This window comes from Pseudoalteromonas sp. 2CM39R, from assembly GCF_023161845.1.
The window spans coordinates 425,084-437,121 of the sequence record NZ_JALNTM010000005.1; the positions used below are offsets into that span (position 1 = coordinate 425,084).

At 41.4% G+C, this 12,038-nt stretch carries 12 protein-coding genes and 1 tRNA gene; 6 read left to right on the plus strand and 7 right to left on the minus strand.

The window, feature by feature from the left end; all coding sequences use genetic code 11:
- Positions 1-135 precede the first annotated feature (135 nt).
- The 7 genes from MTF66_RS14375 to lolB all read right to left on the minus strand — a co-directional run bounded on the left by MTF66_RS14375 (position 136) and on the right by lolB (position 5,813).
- Positions 136-212 (minus strand) — tRNA-Met (locus MTF66_RS14375).
- Between the two features lie 623 nt (positions 213-835).
- Positions 836-1,927: a redox-regulated ATPase YchF gene (gene ychF / locus MTF66_RS14380; protein WP_055022130.1), complete on the minus strand. Its 1,092-nt coding sequence runs from the start codon at positions 1,925-1,927 to the stop codon at positions 836-838.
- A 34-nt stretch (positions 1,928-1,961) separates the two neighbouring features.
- Positions 1,962-2,546 carry an aminoacyl-tRNA hydrolase gene (gene pth / locus MTF66_RS14385; RefSeq protein ID WP_082389177.1) on the minus strand — a complete coding sequence of 195 codons (585 nt, stop codon included), beginning with the start codon at positions 2,544-2,546 and terminating at the stop codon, positions 1,962-1,964.
- 19 nt (positions 2,547-2,565) lie between these two features.
- Positions 2,566-3,177 (minus strand): 50S ribosomal protein L25/general stress protein Ctc, encoded by a 612-nt coding sequence (locus MTF66_RS14390; protein WP_248527556.1) that lies wholly within the window; start codon positions 3,175-3,177, stop codon positions 2,566-2,568.
- 152 nt (positions 3,178-3,329) lie between these two features.
- Positions 3,330-4,277 (minus strand): ribose-phosphate pyrophosphokinase, encoded by a 948-nt coding sequence (locus tag MTF66_RS14395; protein ID WP_058585326.1) that lies wholly within the window; start codon positions 4,275-4,277, stop codon positions 3,330-3,332.
- A 79-nt stretch (positions 4,278-4,356) separates the two neighbouring features.
- Complete coding sequence (ispE, locus tag MTF66_RS14400) at positions 4,357-5,223, minus strand: 4-(cytidine 5'-diphospho)-2-C-methyl-D-erythritol kinase (RefSeq protein ID WP_248527557.1); 867 nt, start codon at positions 5,221-5,223, stop codon at positions 4,357-4,359.
- Positions 5,224-5,225: 2 nt separating this feature from the next.
- Positions 5,226-5,813 carry a lipoprotein insertase outer membrane protein LolB gene (gene lolB, locus MTF66_RS14405; RefSeq protein WP_248527558.1) on the minus strand — a complete coding sequence of 196 codons (588 nt, stop codon included), beginning with the start codon at positions 5,811-5,813 and terminating at the stop codon, positions 5,226-5,228.
- 83 nt (positions 5,814-5,896) lie between these two features.
- On the opposite strand from lolB, the gene hemA reads away from it, so the two are divergent.
- The 6 genes from hemA to MTF66_RS14435 all read left to right on the plus strand — a co-directional run bounded on the left by hemA (position 5,897) and on the right by MTF66_RS14435 (position 12,031).
- Entirely contained in the window at positions 5,897-7,153 is a 1,257-nt protein-coding gene (gene hemA, locus MTF66_RS14410) for a glutamyl-tRNA reductase (protein WP_248527559.1), read from the plus strand.
- A gap of 7 nt (positions 7,154-7,160) precedes the next feature.
- Positions 7,161-8,246 carry a peptide chain release factor 1 gene (gene prfA, locus MTF66_RS14415; protein ID WP_058585322.1) on the plus strand — a complete coding sequence of 362 codons (1,086 nt, stop codon included), beginning with the start codon at positions 7,161-7,163 and terminating at the stop codon, positions 8,244-8,246.
- A 2-nt stretch (positions 8,247-8,248) separates the two neighbouring features.
- Positions 8,249-9,091, plus strand: a complete 843-nt coding sequence (gene prmC, locus MTF66_RS14420) for a peptide chain release factor N(5)-glutamine methyltransferase (protein ID WP_248527560.1) — start codon at positions 8,249-8,251, stop codon at positions 9,089-9,091.
- Between the two features lie 45 nt (positions 9,092-9,136).
- Entirely contained in the window at positions 9,137-10,675 is a 1,539-nt protein-coding gene (locus MTF66_RS14425) for a DUF3369 domain-containing protein (RefSeq protein ID WP_248527561.1), read from the plus strand.
- A 21-nt stretch (positions 10,676-10,696) separates the two neighbouring features.
- Positions 10,697-11,071 (plus strand): SirB2 family protein, encoded by a 375-nt coding sequence (locus MTF66_RS14430; RefSeq protein ID WP_248527562.1) that lies wholly within the window; start codon positions 10,697-10,699, stop codon positions 11,069-11,071.
- A gap of 132 nt (positions 11,072-11,203) precedes the next feature.
- Positions 11,204-12,031 (plus strand): tetratricopeptide repeat protein, encoded by an 828-nt coding sequence (locus MTF66_RS14435; protein ID WP_054561811.1) that lies wholly within the window; start codon positions 11,204-11,206, stop codon positions 12,029-12,031.
- Positions 12,032-12,038: the final 7 nt, after the last annotated feature.

Below are 12,038 nucleotides of genomic sequence, written 5' to 3' on the forward strand. Positions count from 1 at the left end.
GGAGAGACTTGAACTCTCACAACCGAAGTTACTGGAACCTAAATCCAGCGCGTCTACCAATTCCGCCACTCCCGCATAATTCGTACTTAAAGTACTGGTAGTTATTTTAAACTCTTCATTGAGCAACAAAAAGAATGGTGGCTAAGACGGGATTTGAACCTGTGACCCCATCATTATGAGTGATGTGCTCTAACCAACTGAGCTACTTAGCCATCTTTTTTGTTAGCACTTCATCGCTGAGTGCGGGGCGTATTATGCTGATATGACCTAAATCCGTCAACACCTTTTTTGCAAAAAAATGCTTATCAGTGTTTGTTTGCATTAAAATTAAGCTAAGTGGCGAAATTTCATTTAAATTGCTGTTTTTTTGACTGCAATTTATGAGTTTAATTCCCAAATGCATAGTAAGAGCTTTAAAACGCACATTTAAAGTTGCTTGATTTTCATACAAAAATCAAGTTTCAAAATTAGTTAGCGTGATCTTTTAGGTGATTTAAACATAAAAAAGCGAAAGCGAATGAATTTATACAGGCTATTTTGTCACTAAGGGGGCTTATTTTTACTTTTAAAATTCCCACAATTTGCTAATCGATCAGTCAATAGGTCGCAAAAGTGCTAGCGAGCTTTGAAATCCCCTCAATTAACTGTTGTTATTACTCATTTGCTTTCGACGTATTTATTAATACGATTCACTGTTAAGCATAAATAACATTGTACATCAATAAAAAGAACAAGCAGAGGTATAGCAGCAGAAGTTTTACTCACCATTTTAATATTTAGGCAATAAAAAAGGCTCGTAATAACGAGCCTTTTATAATCGAATGAGCAAATATGCTTATACGTTAAATAAGAAGTTCATCACATCGCCGTCTTTAACGATGTATTCTTTACCTTCTTGACGCATCTTACCAGCTTCTTTAGCACCGCTTTCGCCTTTAAACTCAATGTAGTCGTCAAATGCGATAGTTTGTGCACGGATAAAGCCACGCTCAAAGTCAGTGTGGATTTTGCCCGCAGCTTGTGGTGCAGTCGCACCTACTGGGATTGTCCATGCACGTACTTCTTTAACGCCTGCAGTGAAGTAGGTTTGTAATTTAAGTAACTCGTAACCACCACGGATAACTAAGTTAAGACCAGGCTCTTCTAAACCTAGGTCAGCCATAAATTCTAGTTTATCTTCTTCTTCAAGTTCAGATAACTCAGATTCAATCGCTGCACATACTGGAATAACAACCGCATCTTCTGCAGCAGCAATTTCACGTACTTTGTCTAGGTAAGGGTTATTTTCAAAACCATCTTCTGCCACGTTAGCAATATACATGGTAGGTTTGATTGTTAAGAAGTTAAGCGGCTTAATCGCTGCTTTTTCTTCTTTTGTTAGTTCTAAAGAACGTAACGTTAAACCTTCATCTAAGTGTACTTTTACTTTTTCTAAAACAGCATTTTGCTCTTTAGCGTCTTTGTCGCCGCCTTTTGCTTTTTTAGCATTACGAACAATCGCTTTATCAGCACTGTCCATATCAGCAAGTACTAATTCAGTGTTAATTACATCGATATCATCAGCAGGGTCAATTGTGCCAGCAACGTGAACAATGTTTTCGTCTTCAAAACAACGAACAACGTGACCAATCGCATCTGTTTCACGAATGTTTGCTAGGAATTGGTTACCTAAACCTTCACCTTTCGATGCGCCTTTTACTAGACCGGCAATATCAACGAATTCCATCGTCGTTGGTAAAATACGCTGAGGATTTACGATAGCGGCTAAATCATTTAAGCGCGCATCAGGAACCGGTACCACACCCGTGTTAGGCTCAATGGTACAGAAAGGGAAGTTAGCGGCTTCAATACCCGCTTTAGTTAGTGCATTAAATAGAGTTGATTTACCAACGTTTGGCAAACCAACGATGCCACATTTAAAACCCATAGTAAGATACCTTGTGTAATTTCATTAAAACGGATTAAGGTTTAAATGAATGTAGTCTGTTTTGTGCTTTTAACACACCATCTTTTGCAAGTATTTCCATACAACGAACTGCTTCGTCAACGGCGGCGTCCATTTTTTCTTGATCGTCTTTCGCGGCTTTACCTAGCACCCAGCCTGTTACCATTTCTCGGTGACCTGGATGACCAATGCCTATGCGAAGGCGCATGAAATCTTTTTGGTTTGCCATTTTCGCAATAATATCTTTTAAACCATTGTGACCGCCGTGGCCGCCACCTTTTTTAAGTTTTGCAATCCCAGGATCTAAGTCCATTTCGTCGTGAGCAACGAGGATGTTCTCAACAGGGATTTTAAAGAAATTAGCGAGACTACTCACCGCCTTACCACTTAAATTCATATAAGTTGTAGGGATCAGTAATTTAAATTCTTGGCCTTGAATAATCACTTTGCCGGTGAGGCCGTGATATTTAGGATCATGTTTGAGTGTGCAGTTATAACGTGCAGCCAGTTCTTCGATGAACCAAGCACCTGCATTATGGCGTGTGTTTGCGTATTCGGGGCCTGGATTAGCCAGGCCCACAAGCATTTGAATAGAATTCAAGGTGTTTACACCTTAAAAATTATTCTGCAGCGTCTTCTGAAGCTTCTTCTTCAGCTGGAGCTGCTTTGTTAGCTTTAACAGTAACAACTGACTGATCGTGATCAGCGCCTTTAGTTAGCTCAACAGATGCAACACCTGAAGGAAGTTTAAGGTCAGAAAGGTGGATTGAATCACCAGCTACTAAATCTGAAACGTTAACTTCAACGAACTCTGGAAGTGCTTTAGGAAGACACGTGATTTCGATTTCAGTTAATTGGTGAACAACAGTGTTACCAGCTTTAGTTACTTTCTCTTCACCGATGAAGTGTACAGGCACCTTAGTGTGAAGTTTGTGAGAAGCATCTACACGTTGGAAGTCTAAGTGAGTGATCTTAGGCTTGAACGGGTGACGTTGAATATCTTTAAGGATAGCTTCAACAGACTCGCCACCGATGTTTAAAGTAAGGATATGCGTGTAGAAACCTTCGTCTTCTTGCGCTTTGATCATATCTTTATGTGCAAGAACGATTGATGCAGCTTCTTTGTCAGCACCGTAAAGGATTGCAGGAACTTTATCTTCACGGCGTAGGCGGCGGCTCGCACCAGTACCTGTTTCTGTACGTAATTCTGCATTGTATGTGTAAGTTGACATAATGTCTCCAATAATTAATAGTCTTAGGGCCTTTGCGACCAAGGTCCCCAGCCAAAAGGCGCGCTATCATACCACCCCTTTTGGGGAAAATAAATAACGACTACAAAAAAAGCACCTAAGCGGTGCTTTTTTCAGTATCTCAGTGAAGTTGATTAGTGTTCGAACATCGCTGAAATAGATTCTTCGTTGCTGATACGACGGATTGTTTCAGCAAGCATATCTGCAAGTGTAAGCACTTTGATTTTATCAATTGCTTTAAGCTCGTCAGTTAGTGTGATTGAGTCAGTTACAATAACTTCGTCAATGACTGAGTTACGGATGTTCTCAGCTGCATTACCTGAAAGTACCGGGTGAGTGGCATAAGCAAATACGCGTTTCGCACCGTGTTCTTTAAGCGCTGCTGCTGCTTTACATAAAGTGCCACCGGTATCGATCATGTCATCAACAATAATACAGTCACGACCTTCAACGTCACCAATAATGTGCATTACTTGTGAAACGTTTGCTTGTGGACGACGCTTGTCGATAATAGCAAGGTCTGTGTCGTTTAATAGCTTAGCGATTGCACGAGCTCGAACAACACCACCGATATCAGGAGAAACAACAACAACGTCATCGAAGTCGCGTTCTTTCATATCTTCAAGTAAAACTGGGCTACCAAATACGTTATCAACTGGTACGTCGAAGAAACCTTGGATTTGTTCAGCGTGTAAATCAACCGTTAGAACGCGGTCAACACCAACACTTGAAAGGAAATCTGCAACTACTTTAGCTGTAATTGGTACGCGAGCAGAACGCACGCGGCGGTCTTGACGTGAATAACCAAAGTAAGGGATAACGGCAGTAATACGTCCAGCAGACGCACGACGTAGGGCATCAACCATAACGATAAGCTCCATTAAGTTATCGTTAGTAGGGTTACAGGTTGATTGGACAATGAAAACGTCAGAGCCACGAACATTTTCATTAATTTGAACACTGATCTCACCGTCACTAAAACGGCCAACAACAGCATCGCCTAATTCAATATACAAACGTTTTGCAACTTTTTGAGCTAGCTCAGGTGTTGCGTTACCAGCGAAGAGCTTCATGTCAGGCACGGTAGGGTTCCTCAGGCACTGAATTTTGGGACTAACAGGCTATGGTAGGCACCAAAGCAGGTTAACATTTACTTGTACGTTACTTCATTTCAAAGTGAGCATTTAATGCTGTATGAGCAGGAGAAAGTGTAGCACTACTTGCAACAAAACCTGTCCATTTTTCTGGTAATTGAGCTAAAACTTGTTGTGCTTGTGCCTCGGTTGAAAACTCAGCAAAGCAGCAAGCGCCTGTACCAGTCATCTTTGACGGGGCGTATTTTAGCAACCACTGCAGGGCTTTTTCAACCTCGGGGCAAAGCTTTTTAACTAAAGCCTCACAATCATTGCCTAAATTTTCTGTTTGCCAGTCTGCTTTTAGCTTAGGTGTGTTGCGCTTTAAATCTGGGTGGGTAAAAATTTTCGCGGTGCTCACATGCTGCCCTGGATGTACCACACAGAACCAACTTTGCGGTAATTCAACATTTTCTAGCTGCTCGCCAATCCCATGCGCAATGGCAGTGTGACCATTTATAAATACTGGTACATCAGCGCCTAATTTCACCCCAAGCTCTGCTAATTCTGTAAGTGATAAATCACAACCCCATAGTTTATTAAGAGCAAGTAGGGTAGTGGCGGCATCAGATGAGCCGCCGCCAACACCGCCGCCCATAGGCAAACGTTTTAATAGCTTTATTGAAGCGCCTTGTTGGCAATCACAGTGCTGTTGTAATAAACGGGCTGCTTTATATATAAGGTTATCTGCAAGCTCAATGCCGTTTGTATCACCGGTTACAGAAATATCTGGCTCGTTACTAACCGTAAATGTTAAGTCATCACCAAACTCTAAAAAGGTAAATAAGGTTTCGAGTTCATGGTAGCCATCTTCACGGCGGCCATTTATATGAAGGAATAAATTAAGTTTTGCAGGTGCTATCAGAGTTAGCGGGGCGGTTGAAGCGTGTGTCATGATTAATTTAACTGCCAATCATTAAGTTGAATTTTAATACGAATTTTCTTGTTTTTAAGGCTTAACTTAACAGGAAGCCAATAACCATCTTGTTTGATGTAATCTGAATAGGTTATTTGCCACTGTTGACCATTGTGTGCTTGCCAAATAAGACTTTTTAAACGGCCTTGCTCATCATAGCTTGCTTGGTCGTTTTCGACGGTACCTTTTAGCCATTTTGCGGCATTATCTAATGGGATTGAAAAACCGGTTAAACGATATAACAACATTGAGGCATCACGGTCGGTATATACATTGTCGTCATACTCAAGCTCAGCACCTTGTGCATTTTGTTTTAAAGACAGAATGCGGGTGCCAATAAAGCTGGTAAGTACCATTTCACTGTATTGCTCATCATGTTGCCAATTTAAATTGGCTGATTGGCGCTGCTCTGTACTAATAAATGCCATTTTACCTTGCACTTGCCATTGAGCTTGTTGCTCTAACCGGCTTTTCCAGTCAGGATAAATGTAATCAACAGTTGAAATTTTTTGCGCACAACCGCCGATAAATAAAAAAAACATGAATAAAATCAAATATTGTTTAATCAAATGTCGTTCCTTACTTTCCATATTCCGCTGATTTTTGGTAAAATTAACGCCTTTACAGCTGGGCTTAGCAATATTTGGTACATATGACCATCGTAGCACTTGGTATAAATCACAAAACCGCATCCGTAGAATTACGCGAAAAAGTCGCGTTTTCGCCTGAGCAAATGTCTGAGGCGTTACAGCAATTAAGTGGCCATGCGCATTTTAATGAAGCGGTTATTGTTTCGACCTGCAACCGAACTGAAATCTATTGTAGCCTTGCCGAGCGTAATTCCCAAACCTTGTTGCGCTGGTTAGCCAGTTTCCATGGTTTGGATGAACAAGAACTGAGCAACAATACCTATTACCATGAAGATCACGAAGCAATTAATCACTTAATGCGGGTGTCTTGTGGTCTAGATTCGTTAGTACTCGGCGAGCCGCAAATTTTAGGGCAAATAAAACAAGCCTACCATAATGCAAAAACTCACGATGCCATTGGTGTAACCTTTGACCGCTTGTTTCAAAAAACATTTTCTGTGGCAAAACAAGTTCGTACCGAAACTGACATCGGTGCCAGCGCAGTATCTGTTGCTTATGCCGCGGTTAATCTTGCGAAACATATTTACGGCAAACTAGATAAAACCAATGTACTGCTAATAGGTGCAGGTGAGACGATTGAATTAGTTGCTAAGCACTTATACCAAAACGATCCGCAAAAAATAACGGTGGCAAACCGTACTATTGAACGCGCTAAAACCTTAGCCAGTGAGGTTAACGCGGATGTGATTGCACTTGCCCAGTTACCTGAGCGTTTACACGACGCCGATATTGTTATTAGTTCAACCGCCAGTACCTTGCCTATTATTGGTAAAGGGGTAGTAGAGCAGGCGCTGAAAAAGCGCCGCCACAAACCAATGTTATTTATCGATATTGCGGTACCGCGTGATATCGAAAGCCAAGTAGGCGAATTAGATGCTGCCTATTTGTATTCAGTTGATGACTTACAAGCCATAGTAAGCGAGAATATCGCCGCCCGTGAGCAGGCTGCGGAGCAAGCGCAAAGCATAATTCGCTCACGTACCGATGAATTTGCTATGTGGTTGCGTTCACTCGATTCGGTGGATCTTATTCGCCATTATCGCAACGATGTACAAGATATAAAGTCAGAACTTGTCGAAAAAGCCCTTGGCCAGCTACAAGCAGGTAAAGAGGCAGAAAAAGTAATACTCGAGTTGGCAAACAAACTGACCAACCGCTTGATGCACGCACCTACCCGTGCCATTCAAGATGCTGCTAAAAAAGGTGAAGCAGCGGAGTTAAGCCAATTAAAGAAAATGTTAGGTATTGATCAGGAATAGTCGTTAAATGAAAGAGTCTGTTTATAGAAAATTAGAAACCTTAGTTGAGCGTTACGAGGAAGTGCAAGCGCTACTAAGCGACCCCTCTGTGATCAGCGACCAAAATCGCTTTCGTGCCTTATCTAAAGAATACTCAGAATTAGAAGAAATCGTTAAAGCATTTTTAGCTTACCAACAAGCACAAGATGATGTTGCTACAGCAGAAGAAATGTTAAAAGATTCTGATCCTGATATGCGTGAAATGGCGCAAGAAGAATATAAAGAAGCAAAAGCACAAATAACTGTATTAGAAGATGAAATCCAAATTCTAATGTTACCAAAAGACCCTAAAGACAATAATAACGTCTATTTAGAGGTTCGTGCCGGTACTGGTGGTGATGAAGCTGCTATCTTCGCAGGTGACTTATTCCGTATGTACAGCCGCTACGCTGAAACTAAAAAGTGGAAAGTAGAGGTAGTAAGTACTAACGAAGGTGAGCATGGCGGTTATAAAGAAGTCATTGCGCATATCTCTGGCGAAGGCGTATATGGTCAGCTTAAGTTTGAATCAGGTGCGCACCGTGTACAGCGTGTACCAGAGACAGAGTCGCAAGGCCGTGTTCATACCTCAGCTTGTACTGTAGCAGTTATGGCAGAAATTCCTGAAGCGGAAGCAATTGAGATTAATCCTGCAGATATTAAAGTAGATACCTTCCGAGCATCGGGTGCCGGTGGTCAGCACGTAAATAAAACTGACTCAGCAATCCGTATTACACACATTCCAACAGGTGTGGTTGTAGAGTGTCAGGATGAGCGTTCACAGCATAAAAACCGTGCCAAAGCGATGTCTGTACTAGGTGCACGTTTACAACAAGCTGAAGATGAAAAACGTCAAGCGGCTGAAGCGTCAGAACGTCGTAACTTAGTAGGTAGTGGTGACCGCTCTGAGCGTATTCGTACTTATAACTACCCGCAAGGTCGTATTACCGATCACCGTATTAATTTAACACTTTATCGTTTGAATGAAGTGGTTGCCGGTGATTTAGGAAGTGTTATCGAACCTCTAATGCAAGAACACCAAGCTGACTTACTTGCTGCGATGGGCGATGAATAATCGTGCCACAAAACATTGAACAAGCAATTGTTGCTGCAACGGCATTATTAACGCCTAGCAGCGACAGTGCTAAGTTAGACGCACAAGTCCTGTTATTATCCATTCTTGATAAACCTCGTAGCTACTTATTTACCTGGCCCGAAAAACAACTTTCCGAACAGCAACAACTTGATTTTGAACGAGCATGTCAGCGTCGTTTAAATGGTGAACCAGTTGCTCACATTGTTGGTTTCCGTGAATTTTGGAGTCTTCCTTTGAAGGTTAATCCAACAACTCTGATCCCAAGACCTGATACCGAAACATTAGTTGAATATGCTTTAGGCCTTGAGCTTCCTACTGCTGCAAACGTGCTTGACTTAGGCACTGGCACAGGGGCAATTGCCTTGGCATTAGCCAGTGAAATGCCTAATTGGCAGGTGACAGGGGTTGATAGAGTGGCTGATGCAGTTGAGCTTGCCAAAGAGAATAAACAACGACTCAATATTAACAACGCCACTTTTACGTTGAGCAATTGGTTTAGTGCAGTAAGTACACAAAAGTTTGACCTAATTGTTAGCAATCCTCCGTATATTGAACATGATGATGAGCACTTAAGCCAAGGTGATGTTCGCTTTGAACCGCTCTCTGCATTAGTTGCAGATGACGACGGTATGGCTGATATTAAACAAATTATTACTATCGCACGTGACTATTTAGCAACAAATGGCTATCTTTTAATTGAACATGGCTACAAACAAAGTGTGAAGGTACAAGATTTTTTTGCACAAATGTCGTATAGCCATATACTTACAATTAAAGATCTTGGCGGTAATGACCGTGTAACGTTAGCACAATGGCCTAAATAACAATGAAGTGCACTGTGCGTACATAGCCTTTGAGGATCCCATAGAATGGATGATTTTTTGTTTTCGGATGAAGCACTTGATGAAGTAAATGAGGTGGTTCAGGGTAGTTGGAAAGTCATCGTCGTAGATGACGAGCCAGAAGTACATGCCGTAACAAAGCTTGCGTTGAGTGACTTTGAATTTCAAGATAAACGTTTAGAGTTTATTAGCGCCTATTCGGGTGAAGAAGCCAAGCAGGTTATTCAACAGCACCCAGATGCTGCTATCGTATTACTCGATGTGGTTATGGAAACCGATGATGCAGGTCTCAAAGTCGCTAAGTTCATTCGCGAAACCGCAAAAAATAATCACATTCGGATCATTCTTCGTACAGGCCAGCCTGGGCAAGCGCCAGAGCGTCAAGTTATCGTTAATTACGATATCAATGACTACAAATCAAAGACTGAACTAACAGCACAAAAACTATTCACTGTGGTGATGTCGAGCTTACGTTCTTACCGTGACATTTTATCGATTGAGCAATCTCGCCAAGGCCTTGAAAAAATTATTAAAGCATCGCGAAATATTTTCTCGACTCATTCACTAGAAAGCTTTATTGAAGGGGTGATGCAGCAACTTACCTCATTGCTAGGTACTGTTGATCAAGCTATGTATGCAACAAGTTTAGTTGCCAGTAACCCGCAAGATAACCAAAAGAAGCTTGTGGTTTTTTCAGGGCGAGGTGAGTTTGAACGCAGTGAAGGCAAGGCGATTGAAGAAGTGCTTGATGAGGAGCAGTTACAAGCCTGCCAACAAGCACTGAGCGAAAAAACCATCGTCTATCGTGAAAACTATTTATTTGCTTATTGCTGTAGTGAATGTAATCACAACTCGATGTTATTTATTTCCGGTATCCCGAAGCATTTAACCGACACTCAGCGCCATTTGATTGAAATTTTCTCGCAAAATGTACAGCTGGCGTATGAAAATGTGCAGCTACAATCTGAAATTGAAGCAACACAGCAAGAGTTAGTATTTAGACTTAGTGAAGCATTAGAGCAACGTTCAACAGAAACCGGTAATCATGTAAAACGTGTATCGCACATTTGTTATGAACTTGCCATGGGCTATGGTCTATCAAAACGAGAAGCAGAACTTATTCGCTTAGCAGCACCATTGCATGATGTGGGTAAAGTGGGTATTCCTGATGCCATTTTAAATAAGCCTGGGCCACTTACCGACGAAGAGTGGGCCATCATGCAACAGCATGCTGAAAAAGGTCATTTAATTTTAAAAGGCTCAAGTCGTGACATTGTGAATACTGGGGCGGTTATTGCGTTATCGCACCATGAGCGTTGGGATGGTTCAGGCTATCCGAAAGGTTTAAAAGGTGAAGATATTCCAATCGCTGGTCGCATTGTGGCTTTAGCTGATGTGTTTGATGCACTGCGCCATAAGCGCTGTTACAAAGAGCCGTGGTCACTTGACGATGTAGTTAAAGAAATTAATGCGCAACAGGGTAAACAATTTGATCCTAAGCTAATCGAAGTGTTTAATCAGCGTGTGAAAGAAATAGAAGACGTACTTGTACGTTATCCAGATTAATTAAAATAAAATTAGGGGCATATGGATTATTTAGCAGTAAAACATACTCACATGTTGTTTGCCGTGTTGAGTATTATCTTATTTTACGTTCGTTCTTTTTCACGCTTAAAGACGGGCGCTCTGGCAAAAAATAAAGTAGTGTTTATTGGCAGCCACAGTATCGACACCTTATTACTTGTTTCTGCCGTGGCATTGATTGTAATGGCAGGTTTTAACCCACTTGAACAATCTTGGTTATTAGAAAAGATAATCTTAGTGGTTGCTTATATTGTGCTAGGTATTGTTGCAGCTAAGCAAAGCGCACAAGGCGCGAAGGTTTTATTACTTGCAGTAACTACGCTTATTTTATTAGCAATTGGTTATTTAGCGTCTGCAAAAACAGCACTTCTTTTATAACAAATCTCTAGGCGGTATTTGATTGCATTGGCTGTCGTACCGCTTTTTTATATCTCATCGCTCAGTATTGGTAACTTAGGGCAAAAGTAGGTAAACTAGCTGTTCGTTTTTGAAAGAGATGTAGCAGTATAAATGACCACCCCTTGGTTTGAAGATCAAAATGAATCCTATCAAGATGAGGCCTTTGACGCATTTTCTTCTAAAGTGCTTTATCGTTGTATCGACGCCGAATTAAAGTGGGATCAACAAGCTGATTTAACAGCCTGTTATGACACACTTAATGAGCTTGAAAATACGGTAACAGCTCTTTGCGCTGAATTAAAAGAGCCACATGAGCGTCTCGATAAGTTACTTGATACCTTTTATCAGCAATGGCTGTTTAGCTCATCAAGCTTAAAAGTGCCTGAGTATACGTTAAATAGTTTTAGCTACACCATTACCATGCGCAGTGGCACACAAACCACGCTGGCAATTTTGCTTTGTCATTTATTACAGCATGCTGAACTAGACGCCACAGTCACGCTTAGTCAGGGAGACGTGCATGTTCACGTTGGGATGAGTGATGAAGAAGGTTATTTAATTGAGCCAAGCACAGGTCAGCAGAGCTGGTATATAACACCAGAGAATGCCTGTGAAGAAAATGGCGATGAGCAAGAACCGCTTGAACTGATTTTTGAAGAAGAGCTGTATAAGCTGTATCTAGCCCAACAAAAATGGTCGTTTATCAGCGAAAGTAAATTTGGCCATGCTTTGCATTGTGTGGAAATGCTGATGGAATTACTTGGTGATGACCCGTATGAGCGTCGTGACCGCGGCTATTTACTTAATCAGCTAGATTGCCCAAAAATGGCACGTGATGATTTGCAGTACTTTGTTAATGAGTGCCCAGATGATCCTGCTATCGAAGTTATTCAGCATCAAATTGCTGAAATAGAAGACAACAATAATACACACCACTAATTTAAAG